We start from the raw sequence: 21,614 nt of genomic DNA on the forward strand, positions 1-21,614 counted from the left end.
AAAAAGCCGCATCTCATAGTGCGGCTTTTTAGTTTGCTTCTTTACAAGAACTCTTCTAGTACCGAGTTTAAGAAAATATGTCCCTGCTCTGTACAAGCCAAACGAGAACTATCCTCTACCAGTAGCTTTCTAGCTCGCAGTGAGATGAGTACCTCATTTAAATGATCTAAGCTTAAGCCTGTACGCTGTTCATATAACTCAGCGTTTACACCATCATTTAGACGTAAAGCATTCATCATAAATTCAAAAGGTAGCTCTTCTGCTTCAATCTTTTTCATTTGCAGATGTTCGGCTGGAACCTTAGCTAAATAGTCTTTTGGCAAACGAGTTTTTTGGAAACGATACACACCATCTGGTCGTGTCACTTTACCATGTGCACCTGCACCAATCGCAAGATAATCACCAAATTCCCAATAATTCAAATTATGTGCTGAAGGCAGCTCTTTACGCCATGCCGAAACTTCATAATTTATAAAACCATTTGCCTTAAGATATGCCTCACCCTGCTCTTGAATGTCTTCAAGCATTTCATCTTGCGGTAAAACGGGCTGGGTACGGAAGAAAACGGTATTGGGTTCAATGGTGAGTTGATACCAACTAATATGAGTTGCGCCACTTTCTACAGCAAGTTTGAGATCATAGAGCGCCTGCTCTAGCGTTTGCTCAGGCAAACCATGCATTAAGTCTACATTCACTCGCTTAAAGCCAGCCTGCTTTGCTTGTTGAATCGCTTCACTTGCATTGTTTGCAGAATGAATACGTCCAAGCTTTTGCAAATGATCGGTATTAAAGCTCTGGACACCAATAGACAAGCGATTAATGCCTGCCTCTAAATACCCTGCAAATGGGTCATGCTCTACCGTTCCCGGATTTGCCTCTAAGGTAATTTCACAGCCATCTTCAAATTTAAGCAATGACTTAAGTTCTGCAAACAACCATACATAACCCTGTGCCGAAATCAGTGAAGGGGTTCCACCACCAATAAACACACTATGAATTGGGCGTCCCTGTGCCATCTCTAGTTGAGTTTCAAAGTCGGCGACCAATGCTTTTAAATAGGTTTGCTCAAGTTCTGACGAAAGTGCTCCGTCTGGTACTGCATGCGAGTTAAAGTCACAATATGGACATTTACGCACGCACCAAGGCATATGGATATATAAAGATAGAGGAACAGAAGCAGGGTTTAATACGGCCAAGGAGCAGGTCCAATTTACACAATATTTCTATTTTAACATGACTGCATCAATGGGCTTATGAAAACATACCTTAATTGCTTTAGACTAAATTTAAACATTCTTAAATACTGATAAAAATGATGAAATTCTCTAGTCAACTTTTCCTGATCTTACCCTTAGCTATGGGAATCGGTGTTGCCATGGCTTTTCAGACCGCAATTAATGCTCAACTGCGCGAGCAACTACACTCACCCTTACAAGCAGCTTTATTATCATTTTTCATAGGTACTATTGTTTTAGCCATTATGGTTTTCTTTCAAAGTGCTGAGAAGCCCTCTTTAAGTGAAATATCAAATATTCCATGGCTTCTTTGGACTGGAGGATTTCTTGGGGTTTATGCAATCAGCATGAGCATTTATACTGCACCTAAGCTTGGTTTTTTAACCTTTACAGGACTAGTCGTTTTTGGGCAAATCGTTATTTCTATGTTACTTGATCATTTTGGTTGGTTGGGCACAGAAAAGACACCTGTTACATGGCAACGGTTTCTTGGTGGAGTCATCATCTTTGTCGGTGTAGTACTCACTTTGCAGCGTTAGCTTCATTTTTATATTTAAAAAGAGTACCTTTTGTGTCGAATGTCACATCTTTTCGGTCTGAATTAAAACAACTCTTCCACTTAATGCTACCGATTTTAATTACCCAGTTTGCTCAAGCAGGATTCGGGTTAATTGACACTATTATGGCTGGGCATTTATCTGCAACCGATTTAGCAGCAATTGCTGTAGGGGTCGGTTTATGGGTTCCAATCATGCTCCTGTTCAGCGGCATTATGATTGCAACAACACCTTTGGTCGCTGAAGCAAAAGGCGCAAGAAATACAGAGCAGATCCCTGTCGTTGTTCGTCAGTCATTGTGGGTTGCTGTCATTTTAGGTGTACTGGCAATGCTCATTTTGCAGCTTATGCCGTTTTTCTTGCATGTGTTCGGCGTACCAGAGAGCTTACGACCTAAAGCAAGCTTGTTCTTGCATGCAATTGGTTTAGGTATGCCCGCTGTGACTATGTACGCAGCGCTACGTGGCTATTCAGAAGCATTAGGCCATCCACGCCCTGTCACAGCTATTAGCCTATTAGCTTTAGTTGTATTGGTCCCTCTTAACATGATTTTTATGCATGGATTAGGGCCAATACCTGCATTAGGTAGCGCTGGCTGTGGTTTTGCAACCTCCATTTTACAATGGCTCATGTTAATTACATTAGCAGGATATATTTATAAAGCTTCAGCTTATCAAAACACGTCTATTTTTGGCCGATTTGATAAAATTAATATGGCTTTAGTTAAAAGAATTTTACAGCTTGGTCTACCAATCGGTTTAGCTGTGTTCTTTGAGATTAGTATTTTTAGTACAGGTGCATTGGTCCTTAGCCCTCTTGGTGAAGTGTTTATTGCTGCACACCAAGTCGCAATTTCCGTTACCTCTGTGCTGTTTATGATTCCGCTTTCACTAGCCATTGCCTTAACCATCCGTGTCGGTACTTATTATGGTGAAAAGAACTGGGCTTCAATGTACCAAGTACAAAAAATTGGTCTGAGCACAGCAATATTTTTTGCCATATTAACCATGACTTTTATTGCTTTAGGCCGTGAACAAATTATCTCGATTTATACTCAAGACTTAAACGTAGCTCCTGTTGCGATGTATTTACTTTGGTTTGCAATGGCATATCAGTTGATGGATGCATTACAAGTAAGTGCCGCAGGCTGTTTAAGAGGTATGCAAGATACTCAAGCACCTATGTGGATTACGCTTATGGCGTATTGGGTGATTGCTTTCCCTATTGGGCTTTATTTAGCGCGTTATACCCATTGGGGCGTGGCTGGTGTGTGGCTAGGTTTGATTATTGGTTTGAGCATTGCTTGTGTTTTATTACTTTCAAGGCTTTATTTAAATACCAAACGTTTAAGCCAGACCTAATAAAAAAGCCGATGAAATATCGGCTTTTTTATTTTATGCAGACTTTGCCCGAGGGCTTGCTCCAATTTGCCAGACAAAGGGTAAATCGGTACGGTTTACTTCCCAATCGCCAATCACTTTTTCTTTATAGATGAGCGGATTATGTGAAGATACCGTTCGTGCATTACGCCAGAAACGGTCGAGTTGTTTAACCTGACTACTTGCCGATGCACCTAAAGCATTAAATAACTGACTCGTTAAATCCAGTACCAAATTAGAAATCACCACCTGCCCTTGTGCCGACTCAAGTTCTGCATCTACATTAAACTGATGTTCTTTCACCTCTAACTCACTAAAGTGACTTTCATAAGCCTTCTGTAAGGCTTCTGCTGTTTTAATCGTAATTGCTAGACTTCCATAGGCTTGAGCAGAGGCTTTACCCACCACCTGTAGAACTTGTGGGTCGTGACGAACAAGGTCACCATTACCATGACTAAAAATACGCTTTCGCTCACGTATTTCTTGGCTAAAAGTTTCGACCGCAGCATGCGCAATCCCTGTTAGAGTTGCAAGGTGGACAACCTGATAGAAAGCGGTCTGATATTTAAAACGCTGGTCAAATGGAATAAGGTGCGAAGCTGGTAAATGAACCTGATGTACTTTTAAAGTACCACTGCCCGTTGTCTTTTGACCAAAGCCATCCCAATCATCAATCACACTCACCCCTGTTTCATGACGATAAATAGCAGCAATCACATGACGGTCATTCACTTCATCGTAAGCAAATAAATCGATCCAGTCAGCAAAAATACTTCCTGTCGAATAGTACTTTTCACCATTCACCACCAAGTTACCCGAAGCATCTTTGGTTACTCGGGTAACGACATCGCCAATCTGTACATTTCCAACTTCGGTCCATGCGTTTCCAACTAAATCACCTTGTACAAAACGCTGAAACCAGACTTCCTGCGAATGCTCTTTATGCGCAACCAAACGGTCTTCAACAAAAGCAAAGTGTCCACGCAATGCTTGCACAATATTCGAGTCTGCTTGCGCCAATTCTGCTAGAAGCTGGAAAAGTTGCGGCAATGACACCCCATCTCCACCATATTTAACCGGAACACGTACCGCACCTAATTTGAGTTCTTTTAACCACTGAATAGGTTCAAAAGGCAAGATTCGTTCTTTTTCCCGTTGAATTGCACCTTGGGCAATTTTTTCAAAAACTGGACGAAATCTACTTGCCACTTTTTCATAATCGGCGCCTACCGATAGCTCTTCTAATTCAATTTGGGTAATTGTCATCTTTATTCTCCTAATCTTATTTTTTATTCACTTTAGCTCCATGCATGACGAGGTGGATGGATGCCATTGAGGTAATAATTACCGACAATGTGATATTTCCAACGCACTGGATCATGCAAGGTATGAGTACGCGCATTACGCCAATGGCGGTCCAGATTAAGCTCTGACAAAGTAGAACGTGTTCCAGACAACTCAAAAAGCTTATTCGCTGCTAAAATCGCAACTTCTGTAGTGAGTACTTTTGCTTCTGCAACTAGTAATGTCGCTTGATTTACATGCTCTTCTGTCGTGTCGGCAATCGCCTGATCAATCGCATCTCCTGCTAAATCCAATACCGCTTCTGCTGCACGAAGTTTTATTTTTAAATCACCAATGTTTGCAATCGTATAGGGATCATCACTGGCTTTTTCCAAACCTGAATCGACCCATGCACGGCTATGATTTTTGACATAGTGGATTGTTTCTTCAATTGCACCACGTGCAATACCAGCATCAACAGCAGCTTGAATAAATTGTGAAATTGCACCTGCTGGTGTAGGACGTTCGAAAGCCTGATAAATCGGAATTAGATATTCTTCACGTACTGGCACTTGATTAAGTTCAACGGTCCCACTGGCTGTGGTTCTTTGCCCGAAACCAGACCAGTCATTAATAATATTAACCCCTGAAGTTTCCCGAGGAACTAGCGCCGCATAAGGCTGCCCCTGTTCATTCACAGCGACAATTGGAACCCAATGTGCAAGCAATGCGCCAGTTGCAAAAAACTTCTTTCCATTAATTTCATAACCATGCTCGGTCTTTTTTAATGTGGTAGTGAGGTCAGCCACCGTTTTGCTATGTTTTTCCGAAAATGCATTGCCAAAACGAATCCCTCTCAACACTAAGTTAAAGAAGAACTGTTGTTGTTCTGGGCCTGCATCAAGACGTAAATGTTCAATAAAAGCCAAGTGATTTTGGGGAAGTTGTGCAAGAGATGGATCAACACTCGCAATTGTTTTGATGACCTCAGCCAAAGTTCGATATTTGACTTGTGCACCACCAAATTGTTTAGGAACCGTAATGGCCCATAAGCCGCTTTGTGAGAACTGTTGAATTTCATTTAGGGGTAAACGGCGCTCCTTGTCTCGATCGGATGCTTCATGTGCGAACTCTTTCGCAAGTTGTTTGGCAACCTCAATTGCTTCTTCATCAGAACGAATAATATGCGCATCTTTTGACTGCTCAAACACAGATAAAGGAACCGCCTGAGACCGCCCATGGGCTGAACTTAAACTTGTCATAACTTTTGTTATCTCTATTTTTATTTAACCTGCCATTCACATTAGCACCAAAAAAACAGACACTTTATAGATATTAAAGCTTTGTTTATGAAATGGATTTTCACAAGCTTTTCATATTTTTTACTATAAAAATAACATTTTGTTTTTCGAAAATTTTCTTACATGAGATAAACAATTTCATATAGGCTTTTTAAGCTTTGTCACCTATGATCAAAACTAGGCAATATTATGTTGTAGTCAATGAGGTATCGAAGATATGGCAAAGAATGCAAGTTCACCCGGCAAACGATTTATGAAACTTGCAGGAATGACCGCGAGCATTGCAACGAAAACCGTTTCTAACTCGATTCGAAACTTGACCGCAGACGAAGAGCAAAAGCTGGCTTCAAAAACCAAGTTATTTCAGGATATTGGTTTGCAAATTGCCGACACCTTAGGTGAAATGAAAGGTGCCGTCATGAAGGTCGGCCAAATTGCATCTCAATATAAAGATATTTTCCCACCCGAAGTCGCTAAAGCAATTTCAAAGTTACAACGCCAAGCTCCAGCCATGCCTTTTGCTGCCATTCAGCAACAAGTTGAACGTGAGCTTGGAAAACCGCTCAATGTTGCCTTTAAATCTTTTGATCAAGAACCTTTTGCAGCTGCTTCAATTGGTCAAGTTCACAAAGCTACCTTACCTAGTGGCGAACAAGTTGTAGTGAAAGTGCAATATCCAGGTGTTGATGAGGCCTGTGAAAGTGACTTAAAACAAGTGCGTTTAGCCCTTCGTTTAATGGGTGTACTTAAAATTGATAAAAAGCTACAAGATCAGCTTTTTACAGAAATTCAGGATAGTCTTTCAGCAGAACTTAACTATGAAATCGAGGCTCAAAACCTTGAAGTTTTTAAAATCTTTCATAGCCAGTTAGATGACAAAATTATCATCCCTACTGTTTATAAAGATTATTCTTCAAGACGTATTTTAACCTTGAGCCTTGAACAAGGTGACAGCATTGAAACAGCCAGCGCTTGGCCTATCGAAATTCGAAATACGATTGGACGTCGTTTGATTCGTGCTTTAGGTCAGGAAATGTTCTTTCTAAAACGTTTTCACTGCGACCCTCACCCGGGTAACTTTGCCTTCCGCCAAGATGGTAGTGTCATTATTTATGACTACGGCAGTGTTAAAACACTTTCAAATGAAATTGTGTATAGCTTTAAACGCTTAGTAAATGCAGCTCGTCATGAAAATATCGATTTGATTGAAACTGAGTTACTTGAGCTACATTCACTAGCCGAAAAAGGCAAATTCCCGAGCGATCTTTATAAACTCTGGATTGAAGTGTTATTACGTCCGCTTACCACCACTTATGATTTTGCAGAGAACTCATCACATCATGATGGCATGCTGCTTGTGAAAAAATCTTTGAAGTACTGGGATGTCTTTAAGCCTTCACCAGACACTTTGATGGTCAACAGGACCATTTCAGGACACTACTGGAACCTAATTCACTTAAAAGTTCATGACAATTTGAATGGACTATTTGAAGAGCTTGTCCCACCTTCTAACTAACTTAATTTACTGATCAATGTAGCCTTTTAGGGGTTACATTGACTTTTCAATTGTTATGTTATAACATTTCTTTAATCAAAAATAATTTAGGACAACCTCTCATGCGTAAAGATATTCATCCTGCTTATCAACAAGTGTTATTTCATGACACCAATGCAGACGTGTACTTCTTAATTGGTAGTACTCTTCAGTCTAAACAAACCAAAGAATACCAAGGAAAAGTCTATCCTTATGTAACCCTTGATATTTCAAGTGCATCTCACCCTTTCTACACAAGTGAAGTACGTCAAGCAAGTAATGAAGGCCGCGTTGCAACCTTTAATAAACGCTTCGCTCGCTTTAATCGTAAGAGTTAATCTTACGTTAAGATTTGACCAATACACTTAAATCATTGGAAGCCTAAGACTATCTCCTCCACTTAGGCTTCTTTTTTTATGTGTATTTTTTCGATCTTTTTATGTTGTGTATAAAAGAGAACTTATCCACAACTTGTATAAAAACTCTTCTTATTTTTCCCACAACTCATCATTTTTTTGCATTCACCGAGCTTTCAAAGTTGCTATTCGATGCTATGCTTGAACCCTCATTTAATAGGAAGTTTAAGATAATGGCACAAGAGTTACTTGCACAATTACAAGCAGGCACAGCAAAATTTTCAGACGTTTTAGCTCATATTGAAGCACGTTACCAACATACTCCAACGGCTTTTCAAAATGGCGCACAGCATAACGCTGCGACTGAAAATCAAGGCAGTGCAAAAGTTCTCTCTTTTGCCAAGTTACAAGGTTTAGACCAAGCTCAAACTTTAAGTTTATTTGCAGAACACTACGCATCTGTATTGGCTACGCCTGAGGGCGCTGACCATCAAAATATTCGTCAGTTTATGCAAAATGGTTGGGATGGTGTGAAGTTTGAAGGTCAGGCTTTGGCTGAAAAAGCTTAATCATTTTTTTACACAGCCTCAAATTATGAGATTTTCTAAAGCCTGTTAATAGGCAATGCCTCACTTTTGAGGGCAAAAGTAACAAAACCCATTGTTCCGCTGATGCTACATCCATGTAGCACAGCGAAACGACGGCATCCCTGCCGTCTGTCACGATAGTAAATGGCTAATTATTAATTAAATTATTTGATTAATCTCTTATATTCGATACTCGACAACGTCATTCGCAGCCTGCGTGGTTTCTATAAAAGATAGTTTTTACAACGCTTAAGATAAATGCTTACAGTGAACAGGTTCTGCGAATGACAGATGCTTTTGGTTACTTTGGGCGAAACCAAAGTAACAGAATTAGCTACTCCCATTAAATAACTAAACGGTAAAACCCCGCCGCAAATACCTAAAAAGTCATGCTTGTATCTACTCAGCCAAAATCAATTGCCTGCTACCCAATAATAAGTCGCCAATCCCAAACACGTAAAAATTAACGATCCAATTAAATGAATGGAAATTCCCAACATCGCCATTCCCAACTTACCACTTTGCAATAAAGTCACAATCTCAATAGAGAATGTTGAAAACGTCGTTAAAGCACCACAAAAACCAGTAATCACAAAAAGCTTATAGTTCGGACTTAAATCACTTTGAGAAAAGTAGGCAATCGCAAAACCAATAATAAAACCACCGACCAAATTAACAGTGACAGTACCAAGTGGAATTTGCGGGTAAATCGGGTTAAGTTTTAAACCTAAAAACCAACGTAACCATGCCCCTAGAACTGAGCCTAAAGCAATTGAAAGTAGAGAGTAATACATAGGACCACCCCTTTAGATAGACGCTAAAAGAGCAAAAAATAATGAAGGGAAATATGACATGGCGTACTCCAAAAATAAGCAGAGTACGCAATAACCTACGTACCCAGCAATATATAAATACATGAGGGTAACGTAGGCATCATTAGCCAATACGGCGGTTTTTCAGGGGAGGAATGCCATCTCCCCGTTTTAAGTATATTAGATCATCTTGAATTTGATTTAAACATACTTTGTAAAATCATGGACGTTCATCGTATTGCGGTAAATCGTCACGAATGCATTCCCACTCTGCCTTAGAGGCAGCAAAAATATGCATTGTCGGTTTTTGGTCTAATGGTGTATCCAGTGTCCCAATTCTTACACGATACAGTTCAGGCTGCGCATCACGCGAACTAATCAAAGGTGAACCACATTCGCTACAGAACCAACGGTATACACCTTCCACAGCGAATTTTTTGACTAAGTCTTCACCTTGGGTAATTTTAAAATCTGTACTTTTAACAGGAGCATTGGTGGCAAATGCTGTTCCATTGGATTTTCGGCAACGTTGACAATGGCATTGAATGATATCCCCGATATCGCCTTTAATTTCATAGCGAATACCTTGGCACAAACAACTTCCTTGATAAACTGGTGATGCTTGAGACATGTTCTCGTAAATCCTATTATTATTGATCGCTCAAAAATAACACTTTTCACATATCAAAAATAGCACCAAATTCGCTGTTATTTTTCTAAGAATGAATGTACACCTTCACCAGCCGCTCGCCCTGTAGCAAAGCATGCTGTAAGTAAATATCCACCTGTAGGAGCATCCCAATCTAGCATTTCACCACAACAAAACACACCTGAGATTTGTTTAAGGCTCAAGTTCTCAGTTAATGCTTTTTGCTTAATACCACCAGCACAACTAATCGCCTCTTCAATAGGCCTAAAGCCATCTAACTTGATTTGAAGTGCTTTAATTTGCTGAGCCATAGTCTCTGGTTGGCTCCATAACGCTTTATCAACGACTTCTCTAATTAGGTTAATTTTAGCTGTGTCTAAGCCTGCTTTACGCCAGATATTAGTGAGCGATTGTTTTTTACCAGCCTGCAATTTTTTAATTAACTGGAACAACTCTACATCGGGCAATAAATCTAAAAATAGATTTAAGCTTTTCCCTTGTTTTTGCTGTTCTCGTAAAGCACGTCCAAGTTTATAAATAACACCACTTTCTAAACCATAGTGAGTAATCACAATATCGCCATGAATAACTTGGCTAGGCTCAACCCACGCATTAATACGCTTTAAAGGTTCACCAAAACAGCTTTCCATAAAAGCTGACCAAGTGTGCAATACCCCTGCATTACTTGCTTGAAAAGGTTCAATACTGGATTGATCTATCCATTGCTGCCAAGCACCATCACTACCCAATTGAGACCACGACACCGCACCACAAGCCAATACAACCGCATCGTATTGCTGGGTAAAAGTTTCAGTACTTTGATTATTTTGGTTTTCTAAAGTCACCGTTGTACCTTGTAAATTAATGCAACGATGACGATAAAAGAATTTAACTTGTTGTTCTGCTAAGCGCTTGAGCCAAGCACGCAGTAAAGGAGCAGCTTTCATTTCGACAGGGAAAATGCGACCTGAGGTGCCCACATAAGATTCAATTCCCAAGCTTTTCATCCAGCTTTGAATCCAGACTGCATCCCATTTTTCAACCCACGGTTTGAGCCATTCTGCATGGTCATAACGTTCAATAAACTGTGCTAAAGGTTCGGCGTGCGAGATGTTTAACCCAGTTTTACCTGCCATCAGAAACTTACGTGCCGCTGAAGGCTTTTGTTCATAGACATCAATATCATAAGCGTATTGGCTAAGCACCTCAGCAGCCATAAGACCTGCTGGACCTGCTCCAATAATGGCAACCCGCTTATTCGCCATGTGTTTGCCCTTGCAATGGCGCAAACTCATCAAATCGAGTTTTATAACCCTCAGGCTTAGTCATTATGAGTTGCTGACAAAGCTCACCGCGGTCTAAATACTTAATTTCAAAATGAGTACGTGCAGAGGTTTGAGCAATTTTTTCTTTTTGGTAAGGCAGCTTCCATACATTTAATAACTGCTGCTCTGCTTCTTCAATATATTCGGGAATATTACTTGCGAGAGTAATGGTTCCACCTGTTTGCAGACGCGAAATTAAGAACTCAAAAAATGGCATGTTTAACCAGCGCTGTGCTGGATTATGTGGTTCTGGGTTTGGGTAGAGAATAAAGAAATGTTCAACCTGAGCTGGATGCAAAGCATGCACTACCCAAGGTAAAGCATCTGCATGTACAGGCACCAAGTTATCTCTTGGTTCCAAACCATGCTGTTTTTGCATTGCCAAGAATTTTTCTCGGGTTCGTTCAATTGCATACAACGTGTGCTGTGGCTGTTGCCCACTAAAAAGCAAAGCATGTTTGCCCTTGCCCGCTCCAATTTCTACACAAATCGGGGTATTTTCAATTGGAATAAAATCGCGAGGCGCTTGCATACGTTGTGCTTGAAATTGACGAATCGGCATAATCACATCAAACTAAATAAAAATCGGCATAAGTCTAACAAGTCACCTGACTTTTGCCTAATCTATTTCTCTTCACTTTGAGGATATCGCTTTATGCCACGTACATTTCCCTGCCCACGTTGTGGTGAACCAAGTGTTTGGGAAGGCAATGAATTTCGTCCATTTTGTTCTGAACGTTGTAAATTAATTGATTTAGGCGCTTGGGCAAATGATGAATATAGACTGCCTACCCAAGATGCTCCTCAGCAAAACAAGGGTAGTCAAAATGAAGATGATTATGAAGATTAACCTGCTTTACCCGCGACAAACGGGTTAAATTGCTTTTCATAGCCAATGGTACTCATTGGACCATGTCCAGAAATAAACTGAGTATCATCTGGCAAACTAAAACACTCACGTTTAATCGATTCAATTAACTGCTCATGATTACCACGTGGGAAGTCTGTGCGTCCAATCGAACCTTTAAACAGAACATCGCCTGTCCAAAGTAAGCCATGGTTTTTATTATAGAAAACTACGTGACCTGGCGTATGCCCTGGAGCAAAGCGTACTTCAAATTCATCTTCACCCAATTTTAGTACTTCACCACCTTCAAGCCATTGATCGACTTTGACAGGTTGTGGAATTGGAAAACCATAACGTGCTGATACTTCCTGAATCATATCTAGCCAGAACTGATCTTCTTTATGCGGGCCAATAACAGGAACGCTCCATTCTTTGGCAAGCTCGCCTACCGCTCCAGCATGATCTAAATGCCCATGAGTTAGCCACAGAGCCTTCACTTTTAAACCTAAGGCTTCTACTTCTTTTTTCAAAACCGCAGCATCGCCACCTGCATCAATCAAAACTGCTTCTTTCGTTTCACTGTCCCAAACAAGGGAACAATTTTGAGCAAATGCAGTAACGGGAACAATTTTGACTTGCAGCATAAGAACCTCTGGCTAAAACGCAATTAACGGTGGGCTAAGGTATGGGTAAGGGCATCAAGATTAGCCTGAACTAAACCTGCAAGCAAATCAATATGAGCCTGATCGCTATTTAAAGCTGGAATATAAGCATAGCTACCACCACCTGCTTCTTGAAACAACTCTGCATTTTGAATGGCTAACTCTTCAAGTGTTTCTAAACAATCGGCAGAAAAAGCTGGGCTTAATACCTGAACAGACTTAACACCTTGCTTCGCCCAATCTTGTAAAAGCTGGTCTGTATAAGGCTTCACCCATTCTTGTTTTCCAAAACGTGATTGGAAGCTAATTGCCCATTCATCCTCTTTTAAATGTAAGGCTTCAGCAACTAACTTTGCTGTAATGCGACAACGATCTGCATAAGGGTCACCTTTGTCTGCATATGGCTGTGGAATCCCGTGAAATGACATCAATAGTTTTTCAGGTTTACCATGCTGCTCTTGGTAGGCTAAAACGCTTTCTGCCAAGGCTTGAATAAACATAGGATGCTGATAATAGTCTTTAATAATGGTCAGACCCGGCAAGTTCCGCTGAGCTGGAATCCACTTGGCAAATGCATCATATAACGGCGCTGTAGACGTTGCAGAATATTGAGGAAACAAAGGCAATAAAATGACATGCTCTTGCGGGTTCGTCGCCAATTTTTCTAAAACTGCATCAATACCCGGATTACCATAAGTCATTGCGGGTAAAACGGTTAAATCAAACTGTTTATTTTCTTGTTCTAAATAAGCCTGCACACGTTTGGTTTGTTCAAACACAATTTCGCGCATTGGCGAATCTGCTGACCATACCGAAGCATAGGCATGCGCTACTCTTTTCGGGCGAAAAGGTAAAACAAACAGATTTAAAATAATCCACCAGATGAATTTTGGTATTTCAATCACGCGTGAATCAGATAAAAACTGTTTTAAAAAACGGCGCACCGCAGGCACAGTCGCCTCATCTGGTGTGCCTAAATTCGCTAAAATGACAGTAACTTTCGGTTTTTGTTCAAACGACATGTGTAAATGCCTTTCAGTTCATCTTATGACACTAATGTAACAGTTTTCAGTGTCATATATAAATTGAATCGCTCTAAGCTTTTAATCGAACGCCTCGATGGTTCCATTTATAACTAAGCAGTATCTTTTGGGCTTTAGTGGTTAGTTTCCAGAGGCCATATGATTGCTCAGTTTGTGTTGGGACAATCCAACCTTGTGATTGCATTTGATTTTTAATTCGAAACAGTGCCTGATGATTAATCTGTGCACAGGCCACTGCATGTGCACGAGGTAATTCCTGACGAGCATCTTCTAAGCCTGCCTGATTTAAATATTCATTCAGACAAATTCCAAAATTTTCTTCTGGCACAGCTGTTTCAAAGCGCTTTGCCAGCACGCTCAACAACTGAGACCACGTCATTTGTCGTTGTCGTTTAAGCTCTTTAAAGTTGCCATCCTGAAATGCTTGAATCTGATATTCAAATGCAAAAATATCTTGCGGTGCAACTTCCTTTAACTGTATTGATGGCTCGGTTACTCGCTGTTCTAAATGCAAAATTTTACTTCTTAAGAGTCTAATTTCATCTTCTAACTGCTGAGCTTGATGAGCAGGAACCCAACCTTGTCCCATATGTTGCTCAACCATTAAAGGTATATTTAAACGGACAGCCAACTCCAATTCACGTGGAGTTTTAAAGTAAAAAATATGCTTTGCTTCGTGTAATAACTTTTTTCTAAATGCGAGAAATTTATCTTTAAGTTGTGGCTGTGTTTCTTGTAAAACTATTTCACGACTTTCAGGCTGTTCATGCATAAACACAATAATAGGTTTAGCCTGACTTAACGCATATTCATATTCTAAAGACAGATAACTCACACCAGAAATCGATTGTTCTCCATACTGACTACCCAGAAGTAAGATTACATAATCACATTCATCAATCTGTCGACGTGCAAGTGTAGTTGTTAAAGGTGTTCGATGTTCTAGCCCCCAAGCAAAGAACCCCATCCCCACCAAGGTTTGAGACAAAACCATTCGCTCTGGCTGCATATCGCGGCCAGACGTTGAAATAAAAATCTGATAGCGTGTATCGAGCATAACAATACCCTTTCGCCTCATGATCTCTATGTGACTTAAAATCAGCCAAGATCATGAACCGCCCCAAATAAAATAATAAATATAAAAAAACACTATTTTCTAAATGATGCTAAAAGATCAGTTCAGATTATGAAGTGTCCAAGTTAACTCTTGTGGAATCATATGTTGTAAAACAGGTTGCAGTGCGTCAGCATTATTTCCGCTGACGTAACATTCAATACGTGCAACATTCTGACCTATTTGGTCACATAATAACGCATTTTTTATTAAAATACGGGCTGTTTGTCGGGCAACTGCGAATCCCGAATCAACCAGTGTGAATTGGTTATCAAAAAGATGATGAATTGCTTCATTTAAGAAAGGATAATGCGTACAACCGAGCACTAAATAGTCTGCACCTTGCTCAGCGGCAGGCTGTAAAACTTCTTTTAATGCCGTTAAACACGCCTCTCCCATTTGCTGTCCCGCTTCTACACAAGGAACAAGTTCAAGACTGGTTAAAGTCATGACTTTAACTCCTGCTGGAACAGCAAACTTCTCGACAACATCTTTAATCAGTTGTCCACGAAAAGTAGCAGGTGTGGCCAACACAGCAACTACTTTAGAACGTGTCTGTAATACGGCAGGTTTTAATGCTGGAACTAACCCTACGATTGGAAAGTGTTCACCATAATGCTCACGTAAATGGTCAAGGCTAAATGCTGAAGCCGTATTACATGCTACGACTGCAATTTTACAACCTTGGCGGTATAACCAATCGACTGCGCGAGCTGTGAGCTCTCTAATTTCTTCATCAGAACGTGGGCCATAAGGAACATAGGCCGTATCGGCATAATACACAATGCGTTCGTTTGGCAAATATCTAGCTATTTCTGCTGCAACAGACATTCCTCCAATTCCCGAATCAAAAATACCAATTGGGGCATCTGCTGATGCTTTAGGCATAGGTTCTAGATCGGTAAATAGAGGTTGTATGGCGGTCATAGCTGTACTGAAGTGTCAGAAAATTTCACTTCCTAAAGCTTAAACCTCAAGTGCCTAATTGCAAGAGCAAATTACCACTTTTTAACTCTAAAACTGTTTCCCCATTCTCTTTTTCGATGAGTGTTCCATAGTTCACTAAGTGATAAAAAGACTGGCGTTGAATAAGCGCATTAATTCCAAATCGGACATGCACATAAGGACGTAACTCCCCTGCATATTCACGCATAAAAATTGGATGTTCAGCATCAACCAAAATCACATCTTGATTAGTCGTGGTCAGTTGTAAAAATTGATCACCTGAAATTTCAACTTGATCGACCTGATTGACTAATAAAGGTTCATCTTCAACCTCAATTTCAATTTGTTCTACGGGGGTTTTCAGGTAGAATTTCCCTTCTTCTTTCCATAGGACTTTGGTAAATAGATCTAATAGGGCTTGGCGCTTAATTAATTGACCTTCGTGCCACCATTCTCCATTGGCTTTAACCGTCAAATCCATTTTGCCGCAATGCTTTGGATGCCACTGCTCTAAAGGTGGAATTGACCTTTTGTGACTTTGCTGTACACCTTTTAAGTATTGTGCAATGTTCATTAAGTTTTTATCATCAGATAACGGTATTTTTCCCATATCCGATGGGGAATTATTTTGATTTACCATAGTTTATGCCTTGCTGACGAAAAAATATGACGACTCAGCCAATTGGCTAGATCATGGTTTAAAACTATACTAGCCAAAACGATAAAAGGCACAATAGCATATTTGCGCCTATGGATTAAAACACTCACGGCAGCACCGAATTTCTGAATATGACGGTTGCCACCTTTAAGTATTGAGGAGTCCTACATGGAACACATCGAACGTGAATCGATGGAGTTTGACGTTGTCATCGTAGGTGCAGGACCTGCCGGTCTGTCTGCTGCGATTAAGATCCGTCAATTAGCGATTGAAAAAAACTTACCCGATCTTTCTGTTTGTGTAGTTGAAAAAGGCTCTGAAGTAGGTGCGCATATCTTGTCTGGTGCTGTGCTTGAGCCACGTGCCATCAATGAACTTTTCCCGAACTGGAAAGAAGAAGGCGCGCCTCTTAACGTACCTGTAACTGAAGACAAGACATTCTTCTTACTTTCAGAAACCACTTCTAAAGAAGCACCTCACTGGATGGTTCCTAAAACCATGCACAATGATGGTAACTATGTTATTTCACTAGGTAACGTTGTTCGTTGGTTAGGTCAAAAAGCTGAAGAACTAGAAGTTTCTATCTTCCCTGGTTTTGCTGCATCTGAAGTGCTTTACCATGAAGACGGTACGGTAAAAGGTATTCAAACTGGTGACATGGGTATTGGTAAAGATGGCGAACCAACGCATAACTTTACTCCAGGCTATGAACTTCACGCTAAATACACCCTCTTTGCTGAAGGTTGCCGTGGTCACTTAGGCAAACGCCTCATTGCTAAATACAACCTTGATAAAGATGCTGATCCACAGCACTACGGTATCGGGATTAAAGAGCTTTGGGAAATTGACCCAGCAAAACATAAACCGGGCTTAGTGATGCACGGTGCTGGTTGGCCATTGGCCGAAACTGGTTCTTCTGGTGGTTGGTGGTTATACCACGCTGAAAACAACCAAGTGACTTTGGGTATGATCGTGGACTTGTCTTATGAAAATCCACACATGTATCCATTCATGGAAATGCAGCGCTGGAAAACTCACCCACTGATTAAACAGTATTTAGAAGGTGGTAAACGTATTTCTTACGGCGCACGTGCTGTAGTGAAAGGCGGTTTCAACTCATTGCCTAAATTGACTTTCCCGGGCGGTTGCTTGATTGGTGATGACGCAGGTTTCTTGAACTTTGCAAAAATCAAAGGCTCACACACTGCCATGAAATCAGGCATGTTATGTGGTGAAGCGGTATTTGAAGCGATTGCTGCTGGTGTAGAAAAAGGTGGTGACCTTGCGATTGCTCGCGTTACTGAAGGCGAAGATTTATTCACTAAAGAATTAACTTCATACACTGACAAATTCAACAACAGCTGGTTAAAAGAAGAGCTTTATAACTCTCGTAACTTTGGCCCAGCAATGCATAAATTTGGTCAATGGATTGGTGGTGCATTTAACTTTATCGACCAAAATGTCTTTAAAGTGCCATTCACTTTACATGACTTGAAGCAAGACTTCGCTGTATTGAAAACTGTTGATGCAACGAGCTTCAAGCCAAACTATCCAAAACCGGATGGCAAGCTTACATTTGACCGTTTATCTTCTGTGTTTATCTCAAACACTGTACATGAAGAAAACCAGCCAGCTCACTTGAAGCTTACTGATCCTTCAATTCCAGTCAACGTAAACTTACCGAAATGGGATGAGCCTGCACAGCGCTACTGCCCTGCTGGTGTTTATGAAATCATGGAAGATAATGATGGCTCTAAACGCTTCCAGATTAACGCAGCAAACTGTGTTCACTGTAAGACTTGTGACATTAAAGACCCATCTCAAAACATCACATGGGTAACGCCAGAAGGCGGCGGTGGTCCTAACTATCCAAATATGTAATTTGGATAGTCCTTGCGCCGCTTTAGTCGCGGCTCATACCCTAATATGTAATAAAAAGCCCCGATTATTCGGGGCTTTTTTTATTGGAATTTGCTTATTGAAAAGGCCGTATTTTTGCTACATTTAAATTCAAGTTCTTTTTATAGAAAATAAATGAGCCTAATAAAAACAGGCCAAGAAAACCAAAGTTTCGCGCTAAATCGAAGTACCAAACTGACTTACCAAACAATAAATCAACAACTAACATAAGCCCCATAAAACCTGTATGTAAAATCAGACTCATCTTTATTTTCGGTTCGGGAGCAAAATATGTATTTCTATAACCCAACAGAATTGAGCCAAAAATAATAAGAGTAACTAAAATAATGGTGGCAAGAGTTTCAGATAACCAAGGGGTTTCTAGATTTAATAAACCAGCAATAGAGAAAAACCAAAGACAAATAAATAAGCTTCGTTTCACAAAATAATCATTCATTTTTATACGTCATTTATACTTAATTTTATAAACTATATAACGATTCTTATTTGTAAAAAATTATCATTTCAAATTAAATTTGAATTATTAATGGCTTCTAATAGTCATTATTAGAAGCCTTATTATTCTATTACCCTTTCTTCACCAAATAATGAAATTCTTTATGACCATTTTCATCTAAGCGTTCTTCTTGCAAAAGTAACTCATGGCCTAAATGCATACAAAATTTAGGAATATCCCACGAGGTCGAATTATCTGTTGCGAACACTTCAACCACATCGCCAGATTTAGATTTTCGGATGGCTTGATGCAACATCATGACAGGTTCCGGACAACGTAAACCACGCGTATTGAGTTGTACAGTAGGTGAAATGGGTTGCTCTGACATAACAAACTCGAACAAATAGAATTTTCACATTTTAGCATAAACAAATTACTGCGCTGTTAACTGTAACTGGCTTTTACATAACAATATACGTTTTGTCTTTTAGCTTGTTTTATAGATGCATAAGCATGTTTTCTTCGGTATGATTCAAAGTATTCATTTGATAGATTGAGTCTTTAGGAAAGATCATGCAAGAGGAACCAAGTCCGTCGTGGGGAATGCGCGGCTTACGAAAATGGTTAGGCACAGCACCAGAAACCCGTGATGAATTATTAAAATTAGTCCAAAATTCACGTCGCTTTTTAGAACCAGATACTGTTGCCATGCTTGAAGGTGTTCTTGACCTTCCAGCTACAAAAATTCGTGAAGTCATGACACCACGAACAGCAATGATCAGTTTGCAAGAAGATGATCAGTTACTTGATATTCTTGATGTATTGGTCGAGTCTGCTCACTCACGCTTTCCAGTCTTCTCTTCTGATCAGCCTGATAATGTTGTCGGGATTTTGCTCGCAAAAGATTTACTGCCGTTTCTAACCGAACCGAATACCAAAGTCGATATTCGAGTTCTTATGCGTCAACCCTTATTTGTTCCAGAAAGTGCGCGTTCCGATCAGGTTCTACGCATGTTGAAACATACTCAGACTCACATTGCTATTGTGATTGATGAATATGGTTCAACGGCTGGTCTTGTTACGCTCGAAGATATTCTTGAAGAAATCGTTGGCGAGATTGAAGACGAACATGACACTGCTGATGAAGATGCTCAGTACATTGTTCCTGACAATGACCATACGGTAGCAAATGCATGGATGGTGCAAGCACTTACACCAATCGAACATTTCAATACTGTTTTAGATGCTGATTTTTCTGACGATGAAGTAGAAACTGTCGGCGGTTTATTGCTTCAAGAGATTGGTCTGGTAAGTGATTTACAAGGTCAAACTGTTGAACTTGGAAATTGGTTATTTACAATCGTTGAAGCAGATGCCCGCACTATTCATCTGATTCGAGCTGTACGTCAATGAGAGCATACTTTGAAAAGCTGTTAGATTCTTCGCAACAACAAAAACAGCTTCCTTTAATTTTTCCTTTACTCATTGCTTTATTTTCAGGTGCCGTGTTCAGTTTTTCACTGGCACCTTATTATTGGTGGTGGCTGGCAATTTTATCTCCAGCCCTACTCTATGCATCACTACATAAACGTTCGGCCAAACAAGCATTTGCTATTGGCTGGAGCTATGGCTTCGGCTTATGGTTTGTAGGCGCTTTTTGGCTCTACACTTCCATCCATGTATATGGCGATACCAATGCTTTTCTAAGCGTATGTATGATTGCTGTTATGGCCCTTGTGATGGGTTTATTTACCGCACTTCAGACTTGGGTTTACCGACGTTTCTTCCCTGAAACACCCCTGACTTTTGCGCCGCTCTGGATTGTTTTCGAGTGGGCAAAAACTTGGGTATTTACAGGTTTCCCATGGCTGTTTGTCGGTTACGCTTTTACTGAACGTCTACTCGATGGTTACGCACCTCTATTCGGTATTTATGCAATTTCCTTCGTTGTTATTGTATTAGCGTGTGCTTTAGTTGAAGTTCTGCGCAAGCGTATTTTCTGGGTTATCCCATCTGCCCTATTGGTTTTAGGCGCATGGGGAGCATCATATATACAGTTTGTAAAACCTAAAGCTGCTAAACCACTTAGCGTTTCTCTCATTCAAGGCAACATTCCACAAGATTTAAAATGGCTGACTGAATATCAAGTCAGAACATTAGAAATTTATGCAGGTCTGACTCAATCTGAATGGGGTCGTGACTTAATTGTATGGCCTGAATCATCAATTCCACTCTTCCAAACTGACATTGAACCGTTTTTGGATGCAATGGATGCACAAGCGAAAAAGAACCACACTGCATGGGTAACCGGAATTCCTTACTGGGATGTTACCAAATCTCATGAAGTTGGTAGCCCACTGTATTACAACAGCATTATGGCGTCTGGTAGCGATTCAAGCGGTCTTTATAAAAAGCAGCGTCTTGTTCCTTTTGGTGAATATATTCCATTATCAGGTTTACTCTCATGGGTATTACCAGCCATGCAAAATGATATTAGCATGAGCGGTTTTTCACGTGGCGAGAGTAACCAAAAACCACTCATGATCAAAGGGCATGCGCTTGCTGCTGCGATTTGTTATGAAGTGGCTTATCCAAACCTTACCCGACGCAATGCAGAAGACAGCGACTTTTTAGTGACTGTATCTAATGACGCTTGGTTTACGGGTACTGCTGGGCCATGGCAACATTTACAGATGGTGCAGATGCGTGCTAAAGAAAATGGTCGCTGGTTTATTCGTGCAACCAACACAGGTGTAACAGCTTTTATTGATCAAAATGGTCATATCACTGAACAAGCACCGCTCGATAAAGAGTTTGTCTTGAGAGGCGATTTACCTGCAATGCAAGGTCAAACTCTTTATAACCGTTTAGGTGATTATCCAGTGTTAGGATTTGCAGTATTACTGCTGATTTTAGGTTGGGTGTATCGTCCACGTAAAGTTGACGTTTCTTTTAAATCACGTCGCTAAA

At 40.4% G+C, this 21,614-nt stretch carries 23 protein-coding genes and 1 riboswitch; of the genes, 9 read left to right on the forward strand and 14 right to left on the reverse strand.

Annotated features, from left to right (window positions below):
• Positions 1–41: 41 nt before the first annotated feature.
• On the reverse strand, positions 42–1,196 hold the full coding sequence (gene hemW / locus MJX77_RS03350; protein WP_252060552.1) for a radical SAM family heme chaperone HemW: 1,155 nt from the start codon (positions 1,194–1,196) through the stop codon (positions 42–44).
• Positions 1,197–1,312: 116 nt separating this feature from the next.
• Here hemW and MJX77_RS03355 point away from each other — a divergent pair, with 116 nt between their 5' ends.
• A complete protein-coding gene (locus tag MJX77_RS03355) occupies positions 1,313–1,774 on the forward strand; it encodes a DMT family transporter (protein WP_004794898.1) in 462 nt (153 codons plus the stop codon).
• Between the two features lie 32 nt (positions 1,775–1,806).
• Positions 1,807–3,153: a multidrug efflux MATE transporter AbeM gene (gene abeM / locus MJX77_RS03360; RefSeq protein ID WP_252060553.1), complete on the forward strand. Its 1,347-nt coding sequence runs from the start codon at positions 1,807–1,809 to the stop codon at positions 3,151–3,153.
• 33 nt (positions 3,154–3,186) lie between these two features.
• On the opposite strand, the gene MJX77_RS03365 is transcribed toward abeM, so the two are convergent.
• Together MJX77_RS03365 and MJX77_RS03370 are read right to left on the reverse strand one after the other, a co-directional pair.
• Entirely contained in the window at positions 3,187–4,437 is a 1,251-nt protein-coding gene (locus MJX77_RS03365; protein WP_005301987.1) for an acyl-CoA dehydrogenase family protein, read from the reverse strand.
• 32 nt (positions 4,438–4,469) lie between these two features.
• Positions 4,470–5,717: an SfnB family sulfur acquisition oxidoreductase gene (locus MJX77_RS03370; protein ID WP_252060554.1), complete on the reverse strand. Its 1,248-nt coding sequence runs from the start codon at positions 5,715–5,717 to the stop codon at positions 4,470–4,472.
• Positions 5,718–5,973: 256 nt separating this feature from the next.
• Between MJX77_RS03370 and MJX77_RS03375 the strand changes: the two genes are divergently transcribed.
• The 3 genes from MJX77_RS03375 (at position 5,974) to MJX77_RS03385 (ending at position 8,215) form a co-directional block, all read left to right on the forward strand.
• The gene (locus MJX77_RS03375) at positions 5,974–7,272 is read left to right on the forward strand and encodes an ABC1 kinase family protein (protein ID WP_252060555.1); all 1,299 of its coding nucleotides are present in this window, start codon (positions 5,974–5,976) and stop codon (positions 7,270–7,272) included.
• A 101-nt stretch (positions 7,273–7,373) separates the two neighbouring features.
• Positions 7,374–7,628, forward strand: a complete 255-nt coding sequence (locus MJX77_RS03380) for a type B 50S ribosomal protein L31 (protein WP_252060556.1) — start codon at positions 7,374–7,376, stop codon at positions 7,626–7,628.
• Positions 7,629–7,879: 251 nt separating this feature from the next.
• Positions 7,880–8,215: a HopJ type III effector protein gene (locus MJX77_RS03385; protein WP_252060557.1), complete on the forward strand. Its 336-nt coding sequence runs from the start codon at positions 7,880–7,882 to the stop codon at positions 8,213–8,215.
• Between the two features lie 431 nt (positions 8,216–8,646).
• On the opposite strand, the gene crcB is transcribed toward MJX77_RS03385, so the two are convergent.
• From crcB to MJX77_RS03405, 4 genes are all read right to left on the reverse strand, one after another.
• Positions 8,647–9,027: a fluoride efflux transporter CrcB gene (gene crcB, locus MJX77_RS03390; RefSeq protein WP_005301974.1), complete on the reverse strand. Its 381-nt coding sequence runs from the start codon at positions 9,025–9,027 to the stop codon at positions 8,647–8,649.
• A gap of 126 nt (positions 9,028–9,153) precedes the next feature.
• Positions 9,154–9,220, reverse strand: a riboswitch (Fluoride riboswitch).
• Between the two features lie 45 nt (positions 9,221–9,265).
• Complete coding sequence (locus tag MJX77_RS03395; protein ID WP_107880663.1) at positions 9,266–9,676, reverse strand: GFA family protein; 411 nt, start codon at positions 9,674–9,676, stop codon at positions 9,266–9,268.
• Positions 9,677–9,753: 77 nt separating this feature from the next.
• On the reverse strand, positions 9,754–10,959 hold the full coding sequence (locus MJX77_RS03400) for a TIGR03862 family flavoprotein (RefSeq protein WP_252060558.1): 1,206 nt from the start codon (positions 10,957–10,959) through the stop codon (positions 9,754–9,756).
• Positions 10,949–11,587 carry a class I SAM-dependent methyltransferase gene (locus tag MJX77_RS03405; RefSeq protein WP_199944953.1) on the reverse strand — a complete coding sequence of 213 codons (639 nt, stop codon included), beginning with the start codon at positions 11,585–11,587 and terminating at the stop codon, positions 10,949–10,951. Before MJX77_RS03405 ends, MJX77_RS03400 begins: the two co-directional genes overlap by 11 nt.
• 87 nt (positions 11,588–11,674) lie before the next feature.
• Here MJX77_RS03405 and MJX77_RS03410 point away from each other — a divergent pair, with 87 nt between their 5' ends.
• A complete protein-coding gene (locus MJX77_RS03410) occupies positions 11,675–11,869 on the forward strand; it encodes a DNA gyrase inhibitor YacG (RefSeq protein ID WP_004794921.1) in 195 nt (64 codons plus the stop codon).
• On the opposite strand, the gene MJX77_RS03415 is transcribed toward MJX77_RS03410, so the two are convergent.
• The 5 genes from MJX77_RS03415 to MJX77_RS03435 all read right to left on the reverse strand — a co-directional run bounded on the left by MJX77_RS03415 (position 11,866) and on the right by MJX77_RS03435 (position 16,270).
• Positions 11,866–12,510 (reverse strand): MBL fold metallo-hydrolase, encoded by a 645-nt coding sequence (locus tag MJX77_RS03415; protein ID WP_004794923.1) that lies wholly within the window; start codon positions 12,508–12,510, stop codon positions 11,866–11,868. The two genes, MJX77_RS03410 and MJX77_RS03415, sit on opposite strands and share 4 nt — an antisense overlap.
• A 23-nt stretch (positions 12,511–12,533) precedes the next feature.
• The gene (gene hemH, locus MJX77_RS03420) at positions 12,534–13,550 is read right to left on the reverse strand and encodes a ferrochelatase (protein ID WP_191900545.1); all 1,017 of its coding nucleotides are present in this window, start codon (positions 13,548–13,550) and stop codon (positions 12,534–12,536) included.
• A gap of 73 nt (positions 13,551–13,623) precedes the next feature.
• A complete protein-coding gene (locus tag MJX77_RS03425; protein ID WP_252060559.1) occupies positions 13,624–14,628 on the reverse strand; it encodes a DUF4062 domain-containing protein in 1,005 nt (334 codons plus the stop codon).
• A gap of 117 nt (positions 14,629–14,745) precedes the next feature.
• A complete protein-coding gene (gene murI / locus MJX77_RS03430) occupies positions 14,746–15,612 on the reverse strand; it encodes a glutamate racemase (protein ID WP_013199052.1) in 867 nt (288 codons plus the stop codon).
• 46 nt (positions 15,613–15,658) lie between these two features.
• Complete coding sequence (locus MJX77_RS03435; RefSeq protein ID WP_004794931.1) at positions 15,659–16,270, reverse strand: DUF1285 domain-containing protein; 612 nt, start codon at positions 16,268–16,270, stop codon at positions 15,659–15,661.
• Positions 16,271–16,456: 186 nt separating this feature from the next.
• Between MJX77_RS03435 and MJX77_RS03440 the strand changes: the two genes are divergently transcribed.
• A complete protein-coding gene (locus MJX77_RS03440; protein WP_004794933.1) occupies positions 16,457–18,169 on the forward strand; it encodes an electron transfer flavoprotein-ubiquinone oxidoreductase in 1,713 nt (570 codons plus the stop codon).
• A gap of 94 nt (positions 18,170–18,263) precedes the next feature.
• On the opposite strand, the gene MJX77_RS03445 is transcribed toward MJX77_RS03440, so the two are convergent.
• On the reverse strand, positions 18,264–18,644 hold the full coding sequence (locus MJX77_RS03445; protein ID WP_252060560.1) for a hypothetical protein: 381 nt from the start codon (positions 18,642–18,644) through the stop codon (positions 18,264–18,266).
• Positions 18,645–18,774: 130 nt separating this feature from the next.
• Positions 18,775–19,032, reverse strand: coding sequence for a sulfurtransferase TusA (tusA, locus tag MJX77_RS03450; protein ID WP_002053527.1), 258 nt, complete (start codon positions 19,030–19,032; stop codon positions 18,775–18,777).
• A 185-nt stretch (positions 19,033–19,217) separates the two neighbouring features.
• On the opposite strand from tusA, the gene MJX77_RS03455 reads away from it, so the two are divergent.
• Together MJX77_RS03455 and lnt are read left to right on the forward strand one after the other, a co-directional pair.
• A complete protein-coding gene (locus MJX77_RS03455) occupies positions 19,218–20,057 on the forward strand; it encodes a CorC family transporter (RefSeq protein ID WP_004794939.1) in 840 nt (279 codons plus the stop codon).
• Entirely contained in the window at positions 20,054–21,613 is a 1,560-nt protein-coding gene (lnt, locus tag MJX77_RS03460; RefSeq protein WP_250374839.1) for an apolipoprotein N-acyltransferase, read from the forward strand. Before MJX77_RS03455 ends, lnt begins: the two co-directional genes overlap by 4 nt.
• Position 21,614 lies beyond the last annotated feature (1 nt).

It is taken from the genome of Acinetobacter sp. AHP123 (genome assembly GCF_023757925.1).
In the GTDB taxonomy this organism is placed as follows: domain Bacteria; phylum Pseudomonadota; class Gammaproteobacteria; order Pseudomonadales; family Moraxellaceae; genus Acinetobacter; species Acinetobacter oleivorans.